Annotated in this window: 23 protein-coding genes; 17 read left to right on the forward strand and 6 right to left on the reverse strand. The window is 34.3% G+C overall.

Features of this window, described 5'->3' with window-relative positions:
- Positions 1-83 precede the first annotated feature (83 nt).
- The 5 genes from J7574_RS00430 to truB all read left to right on the forward strand — a co-directional run bounded on the left by J7574_RS00430 (position 84) and on the right by truB (position 3,730).
- Complete coding sequence (locus J7574_RS00430) at positions 84-437, forward strand: winged helix-turn-helix domain-containing protein (protein ID WP_290962797.1); 354 nt, start codon at positions 84-86, stop codon at positions 435-437.
- Positions 438-929: 492 nt separating this feature from the next.
- Positions 930-1,805 (forward strand): ABC transporter permease, encoded by an 876-nt coding sequence (locus J7574_RS00435; RefSeq protein WP_290962799.1) that lies wholly within the window; start codon positions 930-932, stop codon positions 1,803-1,805.
- A 107-nt stretch (positions 1,806-1,912) separates the two neighbouring features.
- Entirely contained in the window at positions 1,913-2,164 is a 252-nt protein-coding gene (locus J7574_RS00440) for a DUF3098 domain-containing protein (protein ID WP_290962802.1), read from the forward strand.
- A 79-nt stretch (positions 2,165-2,243) separates the two neighbouring features.
- Complete coding sequence (locus J7574_RS00445; RefSeq protein ID WP_290962803.1) at positions 2,244-3,041, forward strand: undecaprenyl-diphosphate phosphatase; 798 nt, start codon at positions 2,244-2,246, stop codon at positions 3,039-3,041.
- Positions 3,041-3,730 carry a tRNA pseudouridine(55) synthase TruB gene (truB, locus tag J7574_RS00450; protein ID WP_290962805.1) on the forward strand — a complete coding sequence of 230 codons (690 nt, stop codon included), beginning with the start codon at positions 3,041-3,043 and terminating at the stop codon, positions 3,728-3,730. Before J7574_RS00445 ends, truB begins: the two co-directional genes overlap by 1 nt.
- 339 nt (positions 3,731-4,069) lie before the next feature.
- On the opposite strand, the gene J7574_RS00455 is transcribed toward truB, so the two are convergent.
- Positions 4,070-4,687 (reverse strand): thioredoxin family protein, encoded by a 618-nt coding sequence (locus J7574_RS00455; protein WP_290962807.1) that lies wholly within the window; start codon positions 4,685-4,687, stop codon positions 4,070-4,072.
- Between the two features lie 193 nt (positions 4,688-4,880).
- On the opposite strand from J7574_RS00455, the gene pyrH reads away from it, so the two are divergent.
- The 3 genes from pyrH to J7574_RS00470 all read left to right on the forward strand — a co-directional run bounded on the left by pyrH (position 4,881) and on the right by J7574_RS00470 (position 8,913).
- Positions 4,881-5,588: a UMP kinase gene (pyrH, locus tag J7574_RS00460; RefSeq protein WP_290962808.1), complete on the forward strand. Its 708-nt coding sequence runs from the start codon at positions 4,881-4,883 to the stop codon at positions 5,586-5,588.
- A gap of 146 nt (positions 5,589-5,734) precedes the next feature.
- On the forward strand, positions 5,735-6,298 hold the full coding sequence (gene frr, locus J7574_RS00465; protein ID WP_263524612.1) for a ribosome recycling factor: 564 nt from the start codon (positions 5,735-5,737) through the stop codon (positions 6,296-6,298).
- A gap of 119 nt (positions 6,299-6,417) precedes the next feature.
- Positions 6,418-8,913, forward strand: a complete 2,496-nt coding sequence (locus J7574_RS00470) for a DUF5686 family protein (RefSeq protein WP_290962812.1) — start codon at positions 6,418-6,420, stop codon at positions 8,911-8,913.
- A gap of 282 nt (positions 8,914-9,195) precedes the next feature.
- On the opposite strand, the gene J7574_RS00475 is transcribed toward J7574_RS00470, so the two are convergent.
- The 3 genes from J7574_RS00475 to J7574_RS00485 all read right to left on the reverse strand — a co-directional run bounded on the left by J7574_RS00475 (position 9,196) and on the right by J7574_RS00485 (position 13,029).
- On the reverse strand, positions 9,196-11,466 hold the full coding sequence (locus J7574_RS00475) for a cation:proton antiporter (protein ID WP_290962814.1): 2,271 nt from the start codon (positions 11,464-11,466) through the stop codon (positions 9,196-9,198).
- 119 nt (positions 11,467-11,585) lie between these two features.
- Entirely contained in the window at positions 11,586-12,305 is a 720-nt protein-coding gene (locus tag J7574_RS00480; RefSeq protein WP_290962816.1) for a LytTR family DNA-binding domain-containing protein, read from the reverse strand.
- Positions 12,268-13,029, reverse strand: coding sequence for a sensor histidine kinase (locus J7574_RS00485; RefSeq protein WP_290962818.1), 762 nt, complete (start codon positions 13,027-13,029; stop codon positions 12,268-12,270). The genes J7574_RS00480 and J7574_RS00485 overlap by 38 nt, the downstream gene beginning before the upstream one ends.
- Before the next feature lie 221 nt (positions 13,030-13,250).
- Here J7574_RS00485 and J7574_RS00490 point away from each other — a divergent pair, with 221 nt between their 5' ends.
- The 4 genes from J7574_RS00490 to rpoN all read left to right on the forward strand — a co-directional run bounded on the left by J7574_RS00490 (position 13,251) and on the right by rpoN (position 19,388).
- Positions 13,251-15,617 carry an MMPL family transporter gene (locus tag J7574_RS00490; protein WP_290962820.1) on the forward strand — a complete coding sequence of 789 codons (2,367 nt, stop codon included), beginning with the start codon at positions 13,251-13,253 and terminating at the stop codon, positions 15,615-15,617.
- Between the two features lie 195 nt (positions 15,618-15,812).
- Positions 15,813-17,258 (forward strand): asparagine--tRNA ligase, encoded by a 1,446-nt coding sequence (gene asnS, locus J7574_RS00495; RefSeq protein ID WP_290962822.1) that lies wholly within the window; start codon positions 15,813-15,815, stop codon positions 17,256-17,258.
- Positions 17,259-17,442: 184 nt separating this feature from the next.
- Positions 17,443-17,838 carry a GxxExxY protein gene (locus tag J7574_RS00500; protein ID WP_290962824.1) on the forward strand — a complete coding sequence of 132 codons (396 nt, stop codon included), beginning with the start codon at positions 17,443-17,445 and terminating at the stop codon, positions 17,836-17,838.
- A gap of 89 nt (positions 17,839-17,927) precedes the next feature.
- Complete coding sequence (rpoN, locus tag J7574_RS00505; RefSeq protein WP_290962826.1) at positions 17,928-19,388, forward strand: RNA polymerase factor sigma-54; 1,461 nt, start codon at positions 17,928-17,930, stop codon at positions 19,386-19,388.
- A gap of 333 nt (positions 19,389-19,721) precedes the next feature.
- On the opposite strand, the gene J7574_RS00510 is transcribed toward rpoN, so the two are convergent.
- Entirely contained in the window at positions 19,722-20,156 is a 435-nt protein-coding gene (locus J7574_RS00510) for a hypothetical protein (protein WP_290962828.1), read from the reverse strand.
- A 27-nt stretch (positions 20,157-20,183) separates the two neighbouring features.
- Positions 20,184-20,774, reverse strand: coding sequence for a thymidine kinase (locus J7574_RS00515; protein ID WP_095928508.1), 591 nt, complete (start codon positions 20,772-20,774; stop codon positions 20,184-20,186).
- Positions 20,775-21,011: 237 nt separating this feature from the next.
- Between J7574_RS00515 and J7574_RS00520 the strand changes: the two genes are divergently transcribed.
- From J7574_RS00520 to J7574_RS00540, 5 genes are all read left to right on the forward strand, one after another.
- Positions 21,012-22,061: a hypothetical protein gene (locus tag J7574_RS00520; protein ID WP_290962829.1), complete on the forward strand. Its 1,050-nt coding sequence runs from the start codon at positions 21,012-21,014 to the stop codon at positions 22,059-22,061.
- A 49-nt stretch (positions 22,062-22,110) separates the two neighbouring features.
- Positions 22,111-22,830: a 16S rRNA (cytidine(1402)-2'-O)-methyltransferase gene (gene rsmI, locus J7574_RS00525; RefSeq protein WP_290962831.1), complete on the forward strand. Its 720-nt coding sequence runs from the start codon at positions 22,111-22,113 to the stop codon at positions 22,828-22,830.
- 127 nt (positions 22,831-22,957) lie between these two features.
- Positions 22,958-23,302 (forward strand): HopJ type III effector protein, encoded by a 345-nt coding sequence (locus J7574_RS00530; protein ID WP_008465164.1) that lies wholly within the window; start codon positions 22,958-22,960, stop codon positions 23,300-23,302.
- Between the two features lie 216 nt (positions 23,303-23,518).
- Complete coding sequence (recJ, locus tag J7574_RS00535; protein ID WP_290962838.1) at positions 23,519-25,222, forward strand: single-stranded-DNA-specific exonuclease RecJ; 1,704 nt, start codon at positions 23,519-23,521, stop codon at positions 25,220-25,222.
- The gene (locus J7574_RS00540) at positions 25,209-26,492 is read left to right on the forward strand and encodes an MFS transporter (protein ID WP_290962839.1); all 1,284 of its coding nucleotides are present in this window, start codon (positions 25,209-25,211) and stop codon (positions 26,490-26,492) included. Before recJ ends, J7574_RS00540 begins: the two co-directional genes overlap by 14 nt.
- Positions 26,493-26,644 lie beyond the last annotated feature (152 nt).

Raw genomic sequence — 26,644 nt, forward strand, 5'->3', positions numbered from 1 at the left:
AATAAAATAACTAATTACGTATTCACGATTACGTAAAAATACGTATTATTGTAAGGATCTAATACTTATTTATTGAAATATAAATGGCAGAAAACAAGAAATATAATGTCGAAGTCCGAGTTTGGATTGAAGAAGCTGAAGGAGCATTTCTTGGCATTGGAAAAATCTGGCTTCTTGAAAACATCAAGAAAACGGGATCGATTACCAATGCTGCCAAAGAAATGAAAATGGCATACAGACAAGCTTGGCAATTGGTTGAAGAAATGAATCAACACGCAGAAAAACCATTAGTAGAAAAATTGCTTGGCGGAAAAGGCGGAGGCGGGGCCAAATTAACCGAAGCTGGAGAAAGAGCCATTGAAGTTTTTTATGAAGTAGAAAAGCGAATTAAAGATTTTGCTAAAAAGGAAACACAAAATTTGAATTTTAACCTTTAACCGCAAAGCACGCAGGTTTTTCTAAACAAAAATGCTGACAAATGCGAAGTTCGCAAAACTTTTTTTGATAAAGCTTTGCGAACTTCGCGTTTTTATTCATTTAAAAAAGAGCCATGGGCTCGCAAAATATTGTAGCGTCGGATTTTAATCCGACCACATATTAACCATACAATCTAAAGAACCATAGGTTCGGCGCATATAAATATGCCGATCTTAATTCAACGGATTAAAATCCGTTGCTACAATATCAAACATTCCTATGGAATTTAAACTCTAGCAGCATTTGACATTACGAAAGTAAAAAAGCAAACATTAAAATCTTTGCGAACTTTACGCTATTCTAAAGTTACAGATCTAAAAAACCTTGCACACTTTACGGTTAAATAAAAACTTTTATTCGATAACGAATCGTACATTTATAGTATAAAAGTTTGTTATTAACTTTAAATAAAGAAATTCTTTATTATTTTTACCACATAATTTAAGCAGACTATGAGTTCTAACTTTGATAAATTTCAAAAGCGCAGGTTAATTTCCTCTTATTTTTCGGTAGTATTAAGTGTATTCTTGGTTTTATTCCTTTTGGGAGTACTAGGTTTATTCATTATTAATTCTAAACAGTTGGCTGACGACTTTAAAGAAAAAATCGCAATGACGGTTTTCTTTAAAAATGAAGCAAACGATAGTATTATCAAAGCATTTAACACCGAACTTAAAAGAGCGCCTTTTGCTAAATCTTTCGTTTATGTAAGCAAAGAAAAAGCGGCAAAAGAACATACTGATATTATCGGAGAGGATTTCTTGACCTTTTTGGGAGAAAATCCGTTATTGAATTCGTACGACATTCACTTAAAAGCAGATTATGTAGAAAGAGACAGTATCGTAAAAATCGAAAGCCGTTTCCGCAAAAATGCTATGATTTCAGATATTGTTTACGACAAACAATTGGTAAATCTAGTAAATGACAATATCAGAAAAGTGAGTATGTGGATTTTAATTATCAGCGGTTTCTTAACTGTAATTGCGGTCTTATTAATCAATAGCTCGCTGCGTTTATCTATACATTCTAATCGTTTTATTATCAAAACCATGCAGATGGTTGGCGCTACAAAAGCATTTATCCGCAAACCGTTTGTAATGCGAAGCGTAAAACTTGGAATGCTTGGTGCTGGTTTGGCAATTATTGCGTTAATAGCACTTTTACTATATGTAGATACTAATTTCCCTGGTTTAGGAATCTTAGAAGACAAACTCTTAACCGGTTTGGTTTTGGTTGCCGTTTTCGGATTAGGCGTTTTAATTACTTGGGTAAGTACGCACTTTGCAACACAACGTTTCTTGAATTTAAGAACTGACGATCTTTATTAATTTTTGATTTTAGATTGCAGACTTTAGATTTTAGATTATAAAGCCTTCGCTTTTGCCCAGGTTACAAATAAACAAACTCAGCTTTGCTGGTTTAACAAAAGATAAAAATGAAAAACAACAAAGAAGAACAACAAGTTCAAAAACAGGAATTCCTTTTTGACGGCATCAATTATAAAATTCTTTTAATCGGAATTGCGGTAATAGCACTTGGATTTATCTTAATGTCTGGTGGAGGAAGTAAAGATCCGAATGTTTTTAACGAAGATATTTTCAGCTTTAGACGCATTCGTTTAGCTCCAACAACTGTTTTAATCGGCTTCGGAATCACGATTTATTCTATATTTAAAAAATCAAAATAAATAGATTTAAGATCATTTGTCACCCTGAGCGAAGTCGAAGGGCAATCTGAAATCTAAAATCTGAAATCTAAAATTCTAAATGAACACATTACAAGCTATTGTTCTTGCCATTATTGAAGGTATTACAGAGTTTTTGCCTGTTTCTTCAACAGGTCACATGATTATCGCCTCTTCATTTTTCGGAATCGCTCACGACGATTTCACTAAACTTTTTACCATCGTAATTCAGCTTGGCGCGATACTTTCTGTTGTAATTTTATACTTCAAACGTTTCTTTCAAACTTTTGATTTTTACTTTAAACTTCTAGTTGCTTTTATTCCTGCTGTTGTTTTCGGATTATTATTAAGTGATTTTATCGACGATTTGTTGGAGAATCCAGTCACTGTTGCCATTTCTCTTTTAATTGGAGGAATCATTTTATTGAAAGTAGACGAATGGTTCAACAAACCAAACGATCCAGAAGTTTCAACTGAAATCACTTATGCAAAAGCGCTAAAAATTGGATTATTTCAATGTTTGGCTATGATTCCTGGAGTTTCTCGAAGCGGTGCAAGTATCGTTGGAGGTATGGCTCAAAAGCTGACTAGAACTTCTGCTGCAGAATTTTCATTTTTCTTAGCGGTTCCAACGATGTTGGGCGCAACGGCAAAAAAATGCTACGACTATTACAAAGCTGGATTCGAATTGTCTCATGACCAAGTAAACATGCTGGTTATCGGAAATATTGTTGCTTTTGCGGTCGCACTTTTGGCCATCAAAACATTCATCGGATTTTTGACTAAAAATGGATTTAAAGTTTTTGGCTACTACCGAATTATCGCAGGAATCATTTTATTATTGATTCACTTTTTCATTCATCCGCTTACTATTATATAATGACACCTGAAGAATATTTAGAAGGACAAGTTTTATTGATTGACAAACCTTTAAAATGGAGCTCATTTCAAGCAGTCAATAAACTAAAATACCTTTTAATTAATAAAGTCGGACTTCCTAAAAAGTTCAAAATTGGCCATGCTGGAACTTTAGATCCTTTAGCGACTGGACTTTTATTAATCTGCACAGGAAAATTTACAAAAAGAATTGCAGAACTTCAAGGTCAGGCAAAAGAATATACGGGTACATTTTATATTGGAGCCACTACTCCATCATACGATTTAGAAACTGAAATCGATCAGACTTTCCCAACCGATCACATCAATGAAGATTTGATTCATGAGACGGTAAAACAGTTTTTAGGAGAAATCGACCAAAAACCGCCTATTTTTTCTGCTATAAAAAAAGATGGCGTTCGTTTGTACGAGCATGCACGCGCAGGAGAATCTATCGAAATTGAAAGCAGAAAAACAACTATTCACGAATTTGAAATTACAAGAATTGAATTGCCAGAAGTAGATTTTAGAGTGGTTTGTTCTAAAGGAACTTACATTCGTTCTCTAGCTTACGATTTTGGAAAAGCAATGAATTCTGGTTCGCATTTAACCGTTTTGCGCCGAACTAAAATTGGCGATTACGATGTAAAAAATGCAATCGATATTACTCTGTTTGAAGAAAGCTTTAAATAACAAAATAAAAAAAAGCACATTACATTGTTGAAAAAGTAATGTGCCAAAGCTCTTAAGAAAAGTAATTTTACTCCATACTCATCTTGATTTAATAGTGAGGCACATTTTTCCCTCCAAACAAAAACTTAGAAAAGAAATCATAAAATCTTTCGAATAACTTTTTCATAATAGTGTATTTTTTAATTGTGAAACATTAAATAAACACCAATAAAAAGAGTAAATCAGAAAGTTATAATAGAAGTGGGTTAACATCACTAAGTTACAAAATTCTTTTGAAGTCGAAAAGACTTTAAGACAATTTTATTAACAAATCACCTGTTTATCAACACATTAATCCGATTAAAGGCGATTATACTTAATATTTTCCATAATTTCGACCAATTCTTCCTGAACCGAAATTCCTTTATCTGCCAAATACCATAACTGCAGGTCGGTTTTTATTTTTTCATCGATAGCGCCAACCTCTCTTTTATGTTTATCCATTAATTCGGTCGCTCCTTTTGGTCTTGGTCCCCAATCGGCACGTACAATTCCAGCTTCTTTACAAATAACGATTATTTTAGGAATTGCTCTTCCGCCGTTGGTCAAATAATGGCTCATTAAATCGTCGTTTTCGTCGCGCAACGCAATTCTTAAGTCGATTTTCTTATGAGATGCCAAAGCCATTTTATTTAAAATGGGAAGAATCTGTGCTGCATCTCCACACCAGCCTTCCGAAAGTACCAGCCAGATATAATGATTATCTAAATTTTGGAGTTTATCTGCAACAGCTTCTGAAATAGTTATCGTTTTCTCGAGCCTATTCATTCTCGCTTCATTCAATCTCGAATAATTGGTAAGACTTTCAGATTGTTCATTTCCTGTTGATTTTCCCTCAGTCAATAAATCAGTTACTAATTTTCTATATTCAGCATAAGAATGGCTATTGAATAATGCTTTGGCTACGATGCTTTTCATATTTGTTTCATTTTTAGGATACAATAAAAATACGAATTTTAGAAAAACTGCGAAATGACATTTATCAGATTTAAAATTAAATAGCCAAAAAGCCGTTTTAAAGCTTAAATGGCATCAAGAATTAATTTTTTGCAAACATTATTTTTAAAAATCAGAATATGTCTATATTTGCACAAATTAACGCAACACACACATGAAATATAAAAGAATTCTTCTAAAACTTAGCGGCGAAGCCCTAATGGGTGATTTACAATACGGTATTGACCCGAAAAGATTAGGCGAATATGCAGATGAAATCAAGCAGATTCACGACAAAGGAGTAGAAATTGCTATTGTTATTGGAGGAGGAAATATTTTTAGAGGCGTTGCCGGAGCAAGCTCAGGAATGGACAGAGTGCAAGGTGACTATATGGGAATGCTTGCTACTGTTATTAACGGAATGGCTTTGCAAGGCGCTCTTGAAGATAAAGGAATGAAAACGCGTCTGCAGACGGCTTTGAAAATGGAATCTATTGCAGAACCTTATATTAAAAGAAGAGCTGACCGCCACCTTGAAAAAGGTAGAATTGTAATTTTTGGTGCCGGAACTGGAAATCCATATTTTACAACTGATACGGCAGCCGTTTTAAGAGGTATCGAAATCAATGCAGATGTTATCCTTAAAGGAACTCGCGTTGATGGTGTTTACGATTCTGATCCAGAGAAAAATGCTGCTGCAGTGAAATTTGATTTTATCTCGTTTGACGATGTAATCAAAAAAGGCCTAAACGTAATGGATACCACTGCATTTACATTAAGCCAAGAAAACAAATTGCCAATCGTAGTTTTTGATATGAATAAAATTGGAAACCTTTTGAAAATCTGCGCAGGCGAAAACATTGGAACTGTAGTAAATATCTAGACTAGCTTAGATTGTTAGAATTTTAAAATTTCTTTACAATCCATTAAGACAATCTAAAAACAAAATAATATTAGTTAGTAAATTAGAAGAAATCATTTTTAAAGTCTAAAAATCTAATCTTCTAAGAATCTAAAAATCTAAACAAAATGACTGAAGAAATAGACTTTATTTTAGAAAGTACTGAGGAATCAATGAACGGTACTATTGCACACTTAGAGAAAGAATTTCTTAACATTCGTGCAGGGAAAGCTTCTCCAGCTATGCTTGGAGGTGTTTTTGTAGATTATTACGGATCTGCAACACCGCTTTCTCAAGTATCTAAAATCAGTGTTCCAGATGCTAGAACAATTACATTACAGCCATTTGAAAAAAATATGCTGCAAGCAATTGAAAAAGCAATCTTGATTGCCAACATTGGTTTTAACCCAATGAATAATGGTGATATGGTAATTATTAGCGTACCGCCATTAACAGAAGAGCGTCGCCGCGATTTAGCAAAACAAGCAAAATCTGAGGCAGAAGATGCTAAAATTGGTATTCGTAATTCTCGTAAAGATGCTAATACTGACATCAAAAAATTAGAAAAAGAAGGAACTTCAGAAGATATCTGTAAATCTGCAGAAGAAGAAGTTCAAAACTTAACCAACTCTTACATCAAAAAAATCGATGAGTTATTGGCTGCAAAAGAAGCCGAAATCATGAAGGTGTAACCTGAGATTGAAATAAAATAAAAAATCCGTTTGGTTTATTGTACTAGACGGATTTTTTTATTGCTATTTTTGCATACGAAAATTAAATCCTTTTCGTTTTTGAAACTATATCACTCAGTATGAAGCTATTTTGTTTTTTGACTTTGTTTTTTACGCTTTCCCTTCAGGCGCAAATTCAAATAAACGGAATCGTAACCGATTCAAACAACAAACCTCTTCCGTTTGCCACCATTACCACCTCAGAAAACAATAATACCATTACAGATGTTGATGGAAAATTTATTTTTAAAATTAGCAGTTCTGCTACATCATTAACTGTTTCTTACATCGGTTTCCAGGCTAAAACAATTGCTTTAATCAATAACAAAACATTTTATTCTGTAGCGCTTTTACAGCAAACTGATAATTTAAAAGAAGTTGTTGTTTCTAATGAAAACCCTGCCTTAACCATAATTAAAAAAGTTATCGCAAATAAATCGGCAAACGATCCGCAGAAAAAGCTCAATAATTTTGAATACAAAACCTATAACAAACTTATTGTAACTGCCAATCCTGATTCGATTGACGGACGCATCGACACTTCGGCGGCGTATAAAGATTTAAACAAAAGAATCATTAATATCGATTCTTCCGATTATAAGTTTAAAGAAATTGTAAGCAAACAACACTTGTTTCAGACTGAGAAAGTTTCTCAATATCAGTTTGGAAATAACAAGCTAAAAGAAACCGTTTTGGGAACAAAAATTGCGGGTTTCAAACAGCCAATTTATGAAGTTTTAGCTTTTAATCTTCAATCTATTTCAATTTACGATCCTAAATACGAATTGTTTGAAACCAAATACGAAAACCCAATTTCTAAAAATGCTCCTTCAAGCTACAATTACAAGCTGTTAGATACCGTAAGCATTAAAGGTCGTGACGCTTATATGATTTATTTTAAAAACAAATCAAAACACAGGGCTTCTGGGTTGGAAGGAGTTTTATATATCGATAAAGAAAATTTTGCTGTCGCGAAAGCCGTAATGCGAATTAAAGGTGTTCTGGACATTAGCGGCATTCATGAATTTGAATATATTCCGAAAGAAAAAATATGGTTTCAGAGCAATACTACTTTTAAAATCGTAAAAGGAAAAAATGATGATGATATTCGAATTTTGGGCGGAACGATTCAGTTTGACGGAGATGTTGAGGAGAATTTCGAACGCAGAAAAAAAGTCGCTTCAGATTTTACCTATCTGCTTTCCGAAAGTAATAGTTTTGACATTCGGGTAAACACCAATACTCCTATAAAAAACCCTTCGCTTTATATCGAAATTAAAGACGATGCGGCGAAAAAACCCGAAAGTTTCTGGGAAGCTTATCGAAAGGAAAATCTTGATTTAAAAAGCCAAAAAACCTATTTATTGTTGGATAGCCTTTCTATTCGAAATCGTATTGAAAAACGTTTAGGAATTGGCCGAAAAATCATTAATGGTTTCTACCCAATTGGCCCGATTGACTTAGATTTAAAAAAAATAATCAGTTACAATAATTACGAAGGTTTTCGTCTTGGCGTTGGCGGAATTACAAATGACCGCCTGTCTAAAAATTTCCGTCTTGAAGGCTACACCGCTTACGGAACAAAAGATGGGGTTTTTAAATACAGTGCTGGTGGAGGCGTCTTGTTAGACAAACATACCAATACTTGGTTTAATGGCTATTATACTGACGATGTACGAGAAATTGCGAGTACTGTTTTTTCTGTTGATAAACGCGTTTTCAAAATTTACGATCCGCGTCCGATAAACATTAGCACTTTTTATGAATACAAAGGTTGGCGCGCTAATGTTCAGAGCAAATTAATTCCGAAAACCGAAGCTATTTTGGAACTTTCACGAAATTACATTGAGCCAAAATTTGATTATCTTTTTAATCTAGACGGAAAATTGTATTCGAATTATATCATGACCACGGCAATGCTTTCTATTGTTTGGGCACCTTTCAGCAATTACATGCAAACTCCAACAGGAAGAAATGAAAGCGATAAAAAGTTTCCGAGGTTTACTTTTCAATATACGCAGTCATTGCCGAATGTTTTTGATAATGATTTTACTTTTAGCAAAATAGATTTTAAAGCCGAATATGAAAAACAATATCTAAACCGCCAGAAAACAAGTTTGCTTTTACAGGGAGGTTTGGCAATGGGAGACGTCCCAATTACACATTTGTACAACACAGCGCCTAATAATTTAACAAAGGAAACTGTCTTTCAGCGTATTACTTTTGCAGGAAGAAATGCTTTTGAAACCATGTTTTTTAATGAATTCTTCTCAAGCCAATACGTAATGTTTCAAATTAAACATGGTTTTGACCGAATTAGAATCATGAGAAAAGTTCGCCCATCATTGGTTTTAGTAACTAGAATGGCTTGGGGAAGCATGGAAAATCCAGAACAGCATGTTGGCCCGGCATACAAAACTTTAGATAAAGGTTACTTTGAATCAGGAATAGAACTAAATCGAATTTTTAAAGGTTTCGGTTTAGGCGGATTTTACAGATATGGACCAAATCAGTTAACGAGGTTTGAAGACAATATCGCGGTTAAGATTTCTTATATGCTTGATTTGGGATTATAAAAGTTAAATTCCAAATTTTTAAAATTCCAAATTCCAATCTTAAAGACTGGGAAATTTCTTTTTTCCGCCACGAATTCACGAATTTTAATGATTTTTTTGCGCGGTTCTTGTCCAATAAATTGCACAAATTCAGGGAGATTAACTTTGTGAAAATTCATGAAATTCATCAGTGAAATTTTCGCCTAGTTTAAGCAGATAAATTCGTGAATTCGTGGCAAAAAAAATCCCAACTTCCAATAAGGTTTGGAATTTGGGATTTTAAAATTTTGGAATTTAAAAACTTTATGGTTTAAGAATCAAAACTGAAGGCGAATTATTAAGCCAAATGCTTTGTGATTCTATCAGTTTTTTCCAGCTGTCTAAACTGATTATCATTAAATCCTGACTTTCTAAAAATTCTTTCTTTAGTGTTTTATCATGCATAATCATGATATGGTTTGGAGCAATCTGCTCGATAGAACGAATAGTTTCCTGAATTTCTCTCGTGTTTTTCACTTCTCCGCCAGCATCCAAAACTGTAATCTGAGAACCGTTATTGTTGATTAGTTTTTTGGCATAATCAATCAGAAAAGCATCATCTTTACTAAAAACAGGCATCAAGACCTGATTGACTTCTTGGAGATCTTTATCAATAAAAATTCCGACAGGCATTCTAGATTTTGCAATAATATGGCGGGTTCTTTCGTCAAAAGGAGAATTTTCAAACAATCCTTCCTTACCGGTAAACTTGTCAATCAGACGATCTGGATTTACAATTCTAGTTGTAAAACCAAGTATTTTTCCAAGTAAAGTTCCGTCAAAAATAGATTGTCCTAAACCAACTAGCAGTAAGTCGTATTCGCCCTGATTTGCTGTATCAACAATATCCGAATCAATGTCGTTCGAAACTTTAAACAAACTCACCATATCCTGATTAAGAGTATGCGATTCTTCGATAACCGGAAGCAACATTTTCTTCTCATGCTCTTTTATATCAAAAGAGTGCACTTCTGTACTTAAAGAAAGATGCATTGCTGTTACAATCGAATTGTCTGTTTGTTTTTTTACCAGGCTATTGGCAATTTTAAGCAACTTTTTACCTTTTTCTGGAGTCGCAAACGAAAGCAGGATTTTATATTTGCTTTTGCTTCCAATTTCCTGCGGAATGGCTGTTATCTTATCTTTAAAAATAAATCCGATAAAGTCCAAAGCCGGCCCCGTCATAAAAGTGGTAACCAATGCCATAATTACCATCATCGTAAAAATTTCTGTCGACAATACTCCAAGATCGTAGCCAATATTTAAAACTACCAGCTCCATTAAACCTCTTGTGTTCATCAAAGCGCCAATGGCCAAACTGTCTTTCCAGTTTTGTCCCATAAATTTGGCTGCTAAAGCACTTCCGAAAAATTTACCAACTACAGCAACTAAAATGATTAAACCTGTAATTTTCCATAATTCAGGATCATTCAACAACCCAATTTGTGTACGCAAACCTGTAAATACAAAGAATAAAGGCAATAAAACAATAATAGAAACGTCTTCTACTTTTTCGATAAATATGTTTCTGAACTTATTGTTTTCTGGCATAATTGCTCCAGCCAAAAAAGCTCCGAACAAAGCGTGAATTCCAATTAATTCAGATGCATAAGCCGAAATTAAAAGTGTAATAAAGAAAATGGCAACAACCGGTTTATTTAAACTTTCGCGTGTAGCATTTAAATCTCCAACTCTTTTCAAGAACGGACGAACGATTTTTAGCATGATGATCACATACAAAATTGCCATTCCGATTACGTAAAGAGAACTAGCAAGAGAACCCGCTTTTACAATAGCAATAACAACAGCCAAAATACACCAAGCCGTAATATCGTCTGCAGCTGCACAAGTTATTGCAATGGTTCCTAATTTGGTTTTCTGCATGCCGCGTTCTTGAACAATTCTTGCCAAAACAGGAAAAGCTGTAATACTCATGGCAATACCCATAAATAATCCGAAAGAAGAAAACTCAACCCCCAAAGGAGCATAAGTTCCATAAATAAAATAAGCAAGAGATAGCCCTAAAGCAAACGGAATTACAATACTGGCGTGGCTAATTACAACAGCATCGTGGGCTTTGTTTTTTAGCACTTTCAAATCCAATTCCATTCCGATAACAAACATGAAAAGGATTAAACCGATCTGGCTTAAAAACTGTAAATTACCTAAAGATTCTTTTGGAAATAAAGCTGCTGAAAACTCTGGAAAATACATTCCGACCAAAGACGGCCCTAAAACAATTCCGGCAATCATTTCGCCAATTACCGACGGCTGTCCTATTTTTCTAAAAAACCATCCGAACAAACGGGCAACTAAAATGATGGTCACGATCTGTGCCAATAAAATGGCCAATGGATGCTGAAGGTTTTCGACCATCGAATGAAGAAAGTCTTTCCAATGATTGCTTTCTACACTTTTCTTTACAATATTGCGTCCGACTTCTAATGTCGCGCCTTTTGAAATTATCCAATATATTAGCGCTGTGAAACCGCCAATAACTGTTACATAGAATAAAGAGTTCTTTATATTATTCATAAACTCGTTCTGTTAGATTTAATTACCGCAAATATCAGCACTGTGAATTTAGTGAAAAAGTAATTCACATGTTAATTTCAATCGTATGTAACAAGTCCGAAAAAAATTGTAATAAGTTCCTAAAGGTTCACTTTTTTTAAGAAATCGGCGCGATAAGTTTCACTTAAAATCAGCGTTGTGTTTCTATTATTTTCTTCTAAATGATGAAGTGCAATTTCGTTATGGTTAAAAAATTTGATTGCTTTTACTGCTACAATTTCTTTTTTATTCACTCGGCAGAAATCGGTATCTGGCAATTCGTTTAAAAGTGTATCGAATTTTACATTTTTCAAGTTCAAAAAGCTTCCATCTGTAAGCAAAACCGTTTTGTCTCGACTATCGCTTACTGCCGTTTTTATATATTGAATTTTATTGAAATAAAGCAGCGTTTTTCCTTTATCGGTATTGAGCTGAATGAATTTTTTATCTGAATTTGATTTTTCGAAACGTTCCAAAGCTTTATCAATTGCTTTTTGCAAACGCTCCAATTTTACAGGTTTTGTAATATAATCGACCGCATCGATATTAAACGCTTCGGCAGCATACTCTTTGTACGCCGTGCAAAAAATAACCAATTTGTCCTGCAGTTTTTCAGCCAGATGCAGTCCATCAATTCCGGGCATTTCAATATCCGAAATCAGCAGATCAAAATCAAGGTTCGAAAAATCAGACAGAAGTTTTCCTGGATCATTACATGTTTTCACGATTTCCAATTCTGGAATCTGTTCGCAAAGCATTTTTAGGTAAGTCAATCCTGGAAGTTCATCGTCCAGAAGCAAGCATTTCAGTTTTGTATTCAAGCAAATCAATTTTTAGATGGGCAATATAAATATCGTTTTCTACAAACCTATCGAGTTTGAAATTATTCTTGTAAATAATGCGAAGACGGTGTTCTAGCGTTGTATGGCCAATACCGCTTCGTTCTTTTTTCAGCACTTTTTTATCTGAGATTTTGTTTGAAACCGTCATAAAAAAAGCATTGTTTTTAAATTCAAAAACTACCGAAATAAAAGCATCTGCACTTTGAAGATCGGCATGTTTAAAAGCATTTTCTATTAAATCAATCGAAATTAAAGGCGCCAATAGAGGCTGTTCGTACAGTTTGTCTTCCTGATTAATATTTGTTTTGACTTTCAGTTCAAAAAGCGGACTGATTTTAATTTTATTGATTTCGATTAAATTCAATGCAAAATCAATTTCTTCTTTTGCCGTTACAAACTTCTTTTTGCTTTCGTATAGAATATAATCCAGAACATTGGCCAGTTTATCCAAAGCAAAATACGTTTGATAAGCATGCGACTGAATCGAATTTAGTATATTTTTAAACAAATGCGGGTTGAGTTTAGATTCTAAGTTTTCCAACTGCAAATCGTTTACTTTAGATTCTAAAGCATAGAAACTTTTCTCAGCATCTTCTTTTGCTTTCTTGGTTTGCTTTAATTGATAAATCATAAAGCAAATAATAACAACCAGAAGCAGAAGAATGGCGAGAAAAATAAAAGTTGTTGTGTTATTTTGTTGCATTGTTATGTATCTATTTTTAAACTGTAAAATTACTATAACAGTCCTTTTTACTGTAAAAGTAATTGAAAATATGGCAAAAGCTAATGACCAAACGACAAAAAGTAAGTAAATTATACTATTTTAAAGTTCCTATTTTTTGTGTTAACTTAAAGTAAAATAGAACGGAATATTTATGATTTCGAGCACTTTTCACTACATTTGCATCCATTTTTAATGATGTTATGAAAAACGCTACTCAAGTTGGATTTTGGGAAAAACTGGCCCGAATTATACTTAAAAACCGAATTACCATTCTGGTTATACTTTCTGCTTTAACTATTTTCTTTGGTTACCAGTGGAAAAATCTTGCTATGACTTACACAGAAGCCAACTTGCTTCCGAAAGATCATATTGCCAATAAAGACTACGAAAAATTCTTAAACAAGTTTGGAGAGGAAGGAAATCTTATCGTTATTGGTTTTAAAGACCCTAAATTCTTTACTCCAAAAAATTATGCAGCTTGGAATGAATTGATGACCGGTTTGAAAAAATCTAAAGAAGTTGATTTAGTCGTTTCTTTAAACGATTTAAAAAAACTGGAGAAAGATACCGTAAACGAAAAATTTGTTTTAACCCCTTTTATTGATCAAAGCAAAGTTCTAGATCCTGCTTATTTAAAAGGTATTCAACATGAATTGTTTAATAATTTGCCATTTTACGAAGGTCTTTTGTTTAATAAAGAAAGCGGAAGTATTCGTTCTGCGGTTTACATCAACAAAAATCTAGTAAACACGGCCAACAGAAAGACTTTTATTCTCGAAAATCTGGTTCCAAAAATCAATAAATTCGAAAAAACAACTGGAATTGACTTGAAAGTTTCTGGAATGCCATACATCAGAACGATCAATGCGAATGACATGAAAGGCGAAATCGGACTTTTTATTGGAGCATCTTTACTGACCGTTTCTTTGATTTTCTTTTTCTTTTTCCGTTCGTATAGAGCTACGTTTATTTCAATCTGTATTTTAATTGTCGGCGTAACTTGGTCTTTTGGAACACTTGGATTATTTGGGTATAAAATCACGATTTTAACAGCAATTATACCGCCACTGATTATCGTAATCGGAATTACAAACTGTATTTTCCTGATTAATAAATATCAGCAGGAAATTAAAATCCATAACAATCAGGCAAAAGCATTACAGCGCGTTATTTCAAAAATTGGACATTCGACTTTTATGACCAATTTAACTGCTGCAATTGGTTTTGCAACTTTGATGATTACAGGAAACGAGCTTCTTTTTGAATTCGGATTGGTGACTTCAATCAACGTGCTTTCTGTTTATACATTGACACTTTTTATCGTGCCAATCATTTACAGTTTCATGCCTTTGCCAAAAGCAAAACATTTATATCATTTGGATAAAACGTATATTTCAACGCTTTTAAACACTGTTACAATCATCGTTAAAGGCAAGAAAACAATTGTTTACTGTATTTACGCGGTTCTATTTCTTGTGAGTTTGAATGGAGTTAGACAAATGAAAGTTTCAGGAAGTTTGATTGGTGAAATGCCAAAAAGCGCTTCCTTCTTTAAAGATATTTTATTTTACGAAAAAGAATTTAACGGAGTAATGCCTCTTGAAATTATGGTAGACACCAAAAAGAAAAAAGGAGTTATGAAGGCTTCGACCATTCGTAAAATGGACGAATTGCAGAATACCATTTCTGAAATTCCAGAATTGGCAAAACCAGTTTCTGTGGTGAATTTGGTAAAATATTCTAAACAGGCTTTCTACAACGGAAACCCAGAATATTACCAATTGCCTACTTCGCAAGAGCAGACTTTTATTTTGAGTTATGCTAAAAATGCGACTAAAAACAGCAAAGAAAATTTAATGAAAGCTTATGTTGATTCAACTGGACAATATGCTAGAATCACAACTTTCATGAAAGATATCGGAACAGACGAAATGGCAAAAGTAGAAGAAAAACTTCGCAAAAAAATTGACGAAATTTTCCCGAAAGACCGTTTCGAAGTTACGATTACTGGAAAGGCATTGGTTTTCCAGAAAGGAACAACATACTTGGCTCATAACTTGATCGAATCGTTGCTTTTTGCAATTGCAACTATTGCATTTTTGATGTTGTATTTATTCCGTTCTTTCAAAATGGTATTAGCTTCTTTGATTACAAATATTTTACCGCTTTGCATTACTTCTGGATTAATGGGTTATTTCGGAATTCCGTTAAAACCATCAACGATTTTGGTATTTAGTATCGCTTTCGGAATCTCGGTTGATAATGCGATTCAGTTTATGGCGAAATACAAAGACGAATTGACTCAAAATAAAGGAAGAGTAAAAAAATCTGTTTTCAGCGCTTTAAGAGAAACTGGAGTAAGCACTTTCTATACTTCTATCGTTTTGATTTTAGGTTTTGCCACTTTTACTTTATCAAGTTTCAGCGGTACAATTGCTTTAGGAGGATTAATTTCTTGCACTTTGGTTTTTGCGATGTTTGCTAACTTGGTGGTTTTACCATCGCTGGTTTTAACTTTCGAAAAGAAGAAAACTAGAAAAGAGGAATTGGAGAGTTTAGAGAAATAATTTTTATACTCTTAAGTTATCCGCCACGAATTCACGAATAAAACATAAATAATTCGTGAATTCGTGGCTTATAATTTACACGAACAATTATGCGAACAACAAAAGGAAAACAAAACAGCTTTACAAATTAATTATTATCGATTATATTTGCAGTTGTTCAAAATGAATATTATTTAATATCAATTATATATAAAAATGAAACACACAAAAGTTAGAGACTTATTAAACAGTACGACGACGTTACAGGAAGTGAATGCAAAAGGTTGGGTGAGAACTTTTAGAAATAATCAGTTCATCGCTTTAAATGACGGTTCTACAATTAATAATATTCAATGTGTTGTTGATTTTGAAAATACACCAGAAGAGACCTTAAAAAGAATCACGACTGGAGCTGCAGTTTCTGTTATTGGAACTTTGGTTGAAAGTAAAGGTGCTGGTCAGAAATATGAAATTCAGGTTTCTAAATTGGAAATCCTTGGAGATTCTGATGCGGAGAAATTCCCAATGCAGCCTAAAAAACACTCTTTAGAATTTTTACGTGAAAACGCTCACTTGCGCGTGCGTACAAATGCTTTTGGTGCTATTATGCGTGTGCGTTCGGTATTGTCTTATGCGGTTCACAAATATTTTCAGGATAAAGGTTTCGTATATGTAAACACGCCAATTATTACAGGAGCTGATGCTGAAGGTGCTGGAGAAATGTTTCAAGTAACATCTTTACCGCTTGACAATCTTCCTAAAAATGAAGAAGGAAACATCGATTTCAAAAAAGATTTCTTTGGAAAACATACCAACTTAACGGTTTCTGGACAATTAGAAGGAGAAACTTTTGCAATGGCTTTGGGTCAGATTTATACTTTTGGACCAACGTTTAGAGCAGAAAACTCAAACACTTCTCGTCACTTGGCAGAATTCTGGATGATCGAGCCTGAAGTTGCTTTCAACGACTTGGATGACAACATGGATTTGGCTGAGGATTTTATTCAGTACGTAATTAAATATGCTTTAGACCACTGTAAAGATGATTTGAAATTCTTAGAAGGAAGACTTCTTGAGGAAGAAAAATCAAAACCACAGGCTGAAAGAAGCGAAATGGCGTTGTTAGAAAAACTAAACTTCGTTTTAGAAAACAACTTCAAACGTGTTTCTTATACGGAGGCAATTGACATTTTAAGAGATTCAACTCCAAATAAAAAGAAAAAATTCCAATACTTAATCAACGAATGGGGAGCTGATTTACAATCAGAGCACGAACGTTATTTAGTAGAAAAACACTTTAAATGTCCGGTAATTTTATTCGATTACCCCGCAAACATTAAAGCGTTTTACATGCGTTTGAACGACAACACAGAACCAGGAAGAGAAACTGTTCGTGCGATGGATATCCTTTTCCCTGGAATTGGTGAAATCGTTGGTGGTTCTGAAAGAGAAGAGCGTTACGATGTTTTGGTTCAGAAAATGGAAGCGCTTGGAATTGACAAAGAAGAATTATACTGGTATTTAGATACAAGAAGATTTGGTTCTGCAACACACGCAGGTTTCGGTTTAGGATTTGAGCGTTTAGTATTGTTTGTAACAGGAATGACAAACATTAGAGACGTAATTCCTTTCCCAAGAACTCCTGGTAGCGCGGAATTTTAAGAAATAAGATTATTGCCACGAAGGCGCAAAGGCACAAAGATTTTTTTAAGTTTCAATAAATAATTAAAATAATACTTGTGAATTATTGCTTTCGTGGTATTATTTTGATTTTTTTTTGAGTCTTTATCCAGTTTAAAAAAATAAACTTAGCGTCTTTGCGCCTTCGTGGCAAAACCCAAAAAAAATGCTCTCTAAAAGGACTGAAGAAATTGGAAAAATAATTGTAAACGCAGCTTTTAAAGTTCACAAACAACTTGGACCAGGATTATTAGAAAGAGTTTATGAAGTTTGTTTAGCCCATGAAATTACCAAAGCAGGTCTTGAGGTAAAACGCCAAGTTGATATTCCGATTTTTTATGACGGAATTGAATTTAGTGAAGGATTAAGATTGGATTTATTAATTGAAGATTCTATAATAATAGAAATAAAAGCAGTGGAACAAATAAATCCAGTTTGGGAAGCGCAAATTATAAGTCAGTTAAAATTACTCAATAAAGATTTAGGCTATTTAATTAATTTTAATGTGCCACTAATCAAAAGCGGTATTAGAAGATTTATAAACACGAAGAGAATATTTTAAAAAATTTCAAAGAGAAGCCTAAGGGCAAATAAAAAAAATAAAAAACTTTGCGCCTTCGCGCCTTAGTGGCTAAAAAATAGCGCCTTATCATGCTAAAGCAATTTTTAAATTTAAAATTATCCCAAAAATTATCTCCACAGCAAATTCAGCTGATGAAGTTAATTCAATTGCCTACGCAAGCTTTTGAACAACGTTTATTAGAAGAAATGAACGAAAATCCGGCTCTTGAAGCTGGAAAAGAAGACGACTACGAAGCTGATGAATATGCTAATGACGACTACGACGATTATGATGATGGCGAATCTGACAGAATCGAAGCAGACGATATTAATATTGACGAATACTTAAGCGACGACGATACGCCTGACTACAAAACTCAGGTAAACAATTACAGTGATGACGAGGAACGCGAGACACCTTTTGCGGCTCCGATTAGTTTTCATCAGGATTTAATCAATCAGCTGAATACTTTTATTTTGAATGATGAGGAGCGCGAAATCGCTGAATTCCTTGTTGGAAGTATTGATGACATGGGTTACATCCGCAGAAGCATTCCAGATATTGTAGACGATATGGCTTTTACTCAGGGCATCTATACTGACGAAGCAATGGTCGAAAAAATGATGACGGTAATTCATGAGCTGGAACCTTCGGGAGTTGGAGCGCGTGATTTGCAGGAATGTTTACTGCTTCAATTAAAACATAAAACGCCAACTGAATATGTTGATTTAGCAATTGACATTATCGAAAATCAGTTTGATGCTTTTACGAAAAAACATTACGATAAGTTATTACAGAAATACAGCATTTCGAACGAACAGCTTAAAAAAGCAATTCATGAAATTGAACGTTTGAATCCGAAACCGGGCGGTTCTTTTACAGGAAATAACAAAGTAACAGAAAATATCGTTCCAGACTTCGCGATTAGAATTGTAGATGGAGAATTAGAGCTGACTTTAAATGGCCGTAATGCTCCTTCTCTGCACGTTTCTAAAGATTATCAGGAAATGATGCAGACCTATAAAGAATCTCGTGATAAATCGACTGCTCAGAAAGATGCGGTTCAGTTTATCAAACAAAAACTAGATTCGGCAAAATGGTTTATCGACGCCATCAGACAACGTCAGGAAACTCTTTTTGTAACCATGAATGCGATTATGCATTATCAGGAAGAATATTTCTTAGACGGCGACGAAACCAAACTAAAGCCAATGATCTTAAAAGACATTGCAGATATGGTAGGTTTGGATATTTCGACGATTTCGCGTGTCGCCAACAGCAAATATGTTGAAACGCCATACGGAACCAAACTGATAAAAGAATTCTTCTCTGAAGCAATGAAAAACGATCAGGGTGAAGATGTCTCAACTCTTGAAATCAAAAAAATTCTTCAAAATACGATTGAGGAAGAAGATAAGAGAAAACCGCTTCCAGACGATCAATTGGCAGAAATCTTAAAAGAAAAAGGGTATCCAATTGCTAGAAGAACAATTGCTAAATATCGTGAACAATTGGATATTCCGGTAGCGAGAATGAGAAAGAAGATTTAATTTTCTTTTTTAAACCATATAAAAAATATAAGGTCATTTAAACAAGAAAGCCGACAAATTAAAATTTGTGGGCTTTCTTGTTATTTATCATTTTTCATTCCGACAGAAATGTTTCGTTGGTAGAAATTAATAAAGAATCGCAGTCCATACGTTCCGTAGGAACGTTTGATTAACGGATAAATATTTAGATTGTGTAAAATTAGTTGTCCCTACAGGACACAATGAAAAACGAAAAATTTTTTCTACCAACGAAACATTCCTAGCGAAAAAAAAATAAACCCGACAGATTCTAGAAATCTGTCGGGTTTATTTTTAATATCACTAAAATTTGATTTATTTATATTGATCTGGCTGTATTCTCACATCAAATAAAAATGCTTTCTTATTATCGCTGTAATGATAGATCAAATCATAATCATTATCTCTAAAAACCTTTAATCCAGGATTTGCTTTTGCAGTACTGATTAAACTTTTCGCTATTTCTTCCTGAATCACATTTACCTCAGCAGTTTCCTTGGTCACATTCAACAATGTCAAATTGTATTGAACTACGCGATCTTCAGGCAAACTCACGCTGTCTAACCTTATTCCTTCCTGAATATTTAACGGACAACTTTTATTATATTTTGCCACCAACTCTACAACTTCAGTATTTACTTTATCTGCATTTTTGGCGAGATAAAACTGAAAATAAGCTACAAAAGCCACTGCAATTCCAATCAATATCAACAATAAAATATTCTGTTTTCTCATGCTTTGTATTTTCATTAGGAGGCTTTATAAATGGTTTTAGATTTATTTTTCCTGATTCTTTTTCATGGCATTAAAATACGCTGCACGGCTAAGCGGTTCGTATTCTTCGGTTTCGCCAAGCATAACCAATTTATCATTGGCAGTTTTTCTAAAGCTGTAATTGGCTAGGTTTCCCGTGCGTGTGCAAACAGCATGAACTTTTGTTACGTATTCTGCAGTTGCCATAAGGCCTGGCATTGGTCCAAACGGATTTCCTTTAAAATCCATATCCAATCCTGCCACAATTACGCGAATTCCTTGATTTGCCAAATCGTTGCAAACCGTAATAATTTCATCATCAAAAAACTGGGCTTCGTCAATACCGATGACATCACAGCCTTGCGCTAAAATCAAAATATTAGCCGCAGCAGGAACGGGTGTAGAACGAATTTCGTTGGCATCATGAGACACGACCATTTCGTCATGATAACGGGTATCAATAGCAGGTTTAAAGATTTCGACTCTTTGTTTAGCAAATTGGGCGCGCTTTAATCTGCGGATAAGCTCTTCGGTTTTACCCGAAAACATTGATCCACAAATAACTTCAATCCAACCAAATTGTTCTTTGTGATTTACTGTATTTTCGAGAAACATTTTGTATTTTTCTACCTTTAAAAATGAATAGTTTTTATTACTTTGTACTGGCAATAAATTGATGTAAAAATGTGCTGTTTTACATTTTTTCAAAAGTAGAAAATTTTTATCAAACCTTAAATTCGCAACAGCGTATTAACAGAAATAAAAAATTATCTTTTGAATTTACTTGAGAATAGAGACATTCAGACATCAAAATACACTAAAATACCTTATTCACTATAATTTTCAACAGTTATGAAAAAAAAATTGGAAGCTGATTTAATTAGCATTGCACATCGAATTTTAAAACTTAAAAACAAATCCGATATCAATCAATTGTACCTTGAAACTCAGAAATTATACGAGAAATTAGCGGTATTAAAATTTGTAGAAGAGAATTTTGATTCTGCAAAACCAACAATCGGACAAAGCGATATTACTTCTGAATTGGAAACTATTTTTGAAAAAGAACAAGAAATAATTCCAATTGCAATAGAAAATGAAGCTCCAATTGCAGAGAACGTAATTGCGCTTGAAGAATCTTACGAACCTGAAATCTCAGAAGAAAAACCAGTAGAAGTTGTTGAAGTTGCAGAACCAATTGCTGAAATTGAAGAGCCGATAGTTGAAGAGACTCCTGAGCCAGTTGCAGCTGAAAATGAAGAAGCTGTCATCGAAGAACCAGTAGTTGAAGAAACTGTTGAGCCAATTGCTGAAAAGGTAGAAGAGACTGAAAAAACTATCGATGAACTTTCGTTTACGACTGTAAATGAGTCAAAACCAATTCCTGATTTTAAACCTGCTTTCGAGTTGGAAGTAGAAGAAATTAAAGATGAAGTTAAAGAAGAGCCAAAAACTCCAGTTTCTTCGATTCCAACTATACAATTTGAAGATTTCGGAATTAATTATGCCGATGCTCAATTTGTAAAAGTGGATAGTTTTGAAGCTGTTCCTCCTGTAAAAACTCCTTCAATTAACGATTTTAAAGAAGAAAAAAAGGAAGAGAAAAAAGTAGAAACTGCGATTCTTGAAACTCCTGCACAACCAAAATCGGTAAGCTTAAATGAAAAACTCGCAAGAGGTTTTCATATTGATTTGAATGACAGAATTGCTTTTACCAAAAATCTTTTTGGAAACAGTACAGAAGATTACAGCCGTGTCTTGAACCAATTAATGACTTTTGACTCGTATAGCGAAGCAAAAGATTTTATAGAAAACATGGTAAAACCAGATTATAACGACTGGGAAGGAAAAGACGATTATGCAGAGCGTTTTATGGGAATTATCGAGAAAAAATTCTCTTAACATTTCACTTTTCACAAATTACATTTTACATTTTCACGAATAAAAAAATATGTCAAAATTATACATCGTTCCAACGCCAATTGGCAATCTTGAAGACATGACTTTTAGAGCCATTCGGGTTTTGAAAGAAGTCGATTTGATTTTGGCGGAAGACACCCGCACTAGCGGAAAATTGTTGAAGCATTTTGAAATTGGCACGCACATGTACAGCCATCATATGCACAACGAACATAAAACAACTGAGAATTTAATTGCTCGTTTGAAAGCCGGCGAAACTATTGCTTTAATTTCAGATGCTGGAACTCCTGCCATTTCAGATCCTGGTTTTCTTTTGACACGCGCTTGCGTTGAAAATAATATTGAGGTAGAATGTCTTCCTGGAGCGACAGCTTTTGTTCCCGCTCTAGTAAACAGCGGACTCCCAAACGACAAATTCGTTTTTGAAGGTTTCCTGCCTGACAAAAAAGGACGTCAGACTCGTTTTTTGGCTTTAGCCGAAGAAACCAGAACGATGATTTTATACGTTTCTCCGCATAAACTCGTTAAAACTTTGAGTGAATTCATTCAGTATTTTGGAGAAGAAAGACAAGTTTGCGTTTCGCGCGAATTATCAAAACTACACGAAGAAAATGTTCGTGGAACTGCCAAAGAAGTTTTAGCGCATTTCGAAAAAACAGCTCCAAGAGGAGAAATCGTCGTAGTTGTTGCAGGGAAAACAATAGAAAAAGAAGCCAAAAAGAGTAAATATTCAAAAGACGAAGAAGAATAAATAATTATTTCAGCCACGAATTAAAAATCATGCAGATTTAAAAAATAAACCACAAATTTCACAAATTTTCACAAATTGAATTAGCGGAAATTTGTGAAATTCGTGGCAAAAAAAACAAACCCACAATATGAGCATTCAAGCCTTTTTAGAAAAAGTAAAACAAACTCCAACACAAATCACATTTCCAGAAACTATTGCAGTAATTGAAGAAAACTACAACTTTACTCCAACTGCTTTTCAAAACGGAACTCAACATAACGCAGCGGGCGAAAATTCAGGTTCTTGCAAATTATTTTCTTTCGCAAAACTGCAAAACTTAAGCAAAGAAGAAACATTAGCTTGTTTTGGCGCTTTTTACTTTGAAGAAGTTTTAGGCGATCCAAATGGAACAAACCACCAAAACATTAGAAACTTTATCAACTTAGGTTGGGATGGGATTCAGTTTGAAGGAAATGCTTTAGAAGCGAAATAATTTTAGATTTCAGATTGTAGATTTTAAATTCTACATCTTGAACTCAGCAAACTTTGTCAAAGTTTTAAACTTTGACAAAGTTGAAACCAGATATTCGTCCACAAATTAAAAAATCCTTTCGAATCCTTTTAATCTGTGGCAAAACAAAAAAATTACCAGTTTAGATTAAACGATTTCCAAAATCTGAAATCTAACATCTAAAATCTACAATTAAAAATGCGCTGGACTTTAAAACCAAAACCTTCTGAAGAAAAAGTCAAACATTTGGCACAAGCTCTAAATGTAGAAGATTTTGTAGCAACGCTTTTAATTCAGCGAGGAATTGAAACTTTTGATGAAGCGAAAACTTTCTTTCGTCCGTCATTAGAACATCTGCACGATCCGTATTTAATGAAAGATATGGACAAAGCCGTTGCCCGAATCGAGCAAGCCATCGAAAATCAAGAAAATATTCTCGTTTTTGGCGATTACGACGTCGACGGAACAACAGCCGTTTCTTTGGTTTCTTCGTATTTAAAATCACATTATCCTCACGTTGCCACTTACATTCCCGATCGTTACGACGAAGGTTATGGCGTTTCATATAAAGGAATTGATTATGCAGACGACAACGGAATTTCTTTAATCATCGCTCTTGACTGCGGAATCAAATCCATTGATCATATCGCTTACGCGAAAGCAAAAAATATCGACTTTATAGTTTGCGATCACCACCGCCCAGGAGATATTCTTCCTGATGCTGTTGCGGTTTTAGACCCGAAAAGAGAAGACTGCTCCTACCCTTACGATGAATTGTGCGGTTGCGGAGTTGGCTTTAAACTGATTCAGGCTTTAGGCCAAAATCGAAATGAAACGGTAGAAGATTTAGTTCCATATCTGGATTTGGTCGCTACAGCAATTGCAGCCGATATTGTCCCGATTACGGGAGAAAATCGTGTTTTAGCGCATTTCGGATTGAAAGTAATCAACAGCGATCCAAGACCTGGAATTAAAGCTTTGACTCATCAGGTTAAAAAGAAAGTGCTTGATATTACGGATGTCGTTTTTATTATTTCGCCAAGAATAAACGCTGCCGGAAGAATCAAACATGGAAATCATGCCGTTGAATTATTAACGGAATTCAACTTTGAACAAGCACAGCAATTTGCTTCAGAAATTGAACAATACAATGCCGACCGAAAAGATTTAGATAAAAAAATCACCAAAGAAGCTTTTCAGCAGATTATAGAAAATAAAGAAGAAGAACGTTTTTCGACGGTTGTTTTTCAAGAAGATTGGCACAAAGGCGTAATTGGAATTGTAGCTTCACGATTAATTGAAACCTATTATCGTCCGACTTTGGTTTTTACCAAAAGTGGCGACAAATATGCCGCCTCTGCCCGATCTGTAAAAGGCTTTGATGTTTATAATGCCTTAGACGCCTGTGCCGAACATTTGGAACAATTTGGAGGCCACATGTACGCTGCAGGAATGACTTTAAAAGCCGAAAATTATCAAAACTTTAAAGATGCTTTCGAGAAACAAGTTTCAGAAACCATCTTGCCAGAAATGCTTACTCCTGAAATTGAGATCGATGCCGAAATCAATTTCTCTGATATAACGCCTAAATTAATTCGGATTTTAAAACAATTCGAACCTTTTGGTCCTCAGAATATGACGCCTGTTTTTATGACTTCTAATGCAATAGATACAGGTTACGCCAAAACCTTAGGCGCAGAAGAAGAACATCTAAGGCTTTTTGCCAAACAAAACAACTCAGACGGAATCGCAGCAATTGGTTTCGGATTAGGAAAAAAATTAAATATTGTAAAAAATCAAAACCCGTTTCAGCTGGCATATTGCATTGCTGAAAACGAATGGAACGGAACTGTTTCAACACAGCTTATGCTGAAAGATATTAGAACAAATGGAAGAAATTAAATCAAATAAGCCCGATCCGTATCAGGCACTTCGCTATAGAGAATTCAACATCTTTTTATTATTGCGTTTTGCAATGGTCTTTGCTTGGTCAATGCAGTTTATTGTAATCGAGTGGGAAGTTTACAGTTTAACCAAAAACCCACTTTCTTTAGGAATTATTGGTTTAATGGAAATTATTCCTGCGGTTTCAATGTCTTTGTTTGCAGGACATATTGTAGACCAAAGAGAAAAGAAAAGCTTATTGGTAAAATGTATTTTAGGATTCTCAGTAATTAGTTTTGGGCTTTTCTTATTGACTTGGCCGAAAGTAGTTGGAGACTGGTCTACGCATCTTATTTTGTATTCCATTTATGCTTTAGTTTTCTTTGGCGGAATCGTACGTTCTTTCATGGGACCAACGATCTTCTCTCTTTTATCCTTAATTATTCCAAAAAAAGTATATCCAAATGCTGCAACTTGGAGCAGTTCGGTTTGGCAAATCGGAGCAGTTATGGGCCCAGCTTTGGCCGGATTTTCTATCAACTGGATTGGTGTTCATTGGTCGATGTGTTTGGTTTTTGGATTTTCAATTCTTTCGTTAATTGCCTTATCACAAATCAGTCAAAAACCAATTATAAATCCGAAAATGGGAGAATCTATAAAAGATAGTCTTATGGAAGGTTTGACATTTGTATTCAAAAACAAAATTGTTTTGGGTGCATTATCACTAGATATGATTGCGGTACTTTTTGGAGGTGCCGTTGCATTATTGCCCGTTTTTGCACAAGACATCTTGAAAGTGGGTTCTGAAGGTTTCGGAATTTTAAGAGCCGCTCCTGCTGTAGGTGCTTTTATTACGATGTTAATTTCGGCCTATGTGCCTTTGTATGAAAATGCTGGAAAGAAACTTTTAATTGCCATTTTTGTTTTTGGTTTATCAATCATCTTATTTGGATTATCGACTTATTTCTGGCTTTCTGTTTTCGCCTTATTTTTAAGCGGATTGGCTGATGGAATTTCTGTCGTTATCCGTCAGACTATTTTACAGCTTAAAACTCCAGATCATATGCGCGGACGCGTTGGTGCCGTAAACTCCATTTTTGTTGGATCTTCAAACGAATTAGGTGCTTTTGAAAGTGGTGCAACTGCCAAATTAATGGGCGCTGTAACATCAGTTGTTTTTGGAGGAAGTATTACGCTTTTAACAGTAATTGTTACTGCCTTAAAATCGCCAACTTTTAGAAATTTAGATTTAAAAAGAGATATGGATGAACACCATAAATTGGAGTAATTAATTTTATTAAACCATATCCGTTAGGTGAAATGGAACAAAATTTTAATTTAAACACATAGAAACATAGATTTTTTATTGCTTCTGATTAAAATTATAGAAAAAGCAAGCTTTAACACATAGCGCTATGTGTAATATTCTAAGTGAAATGC

The organism is Flavobacterium sp., assembly GCF_017744675.1.
Classification (GTDB): domain Bacteria; phylum Bacteroidota; class Bacteroidia; order Flavobacteriales; family Flavobacteriaceae; genus Flavobacterium.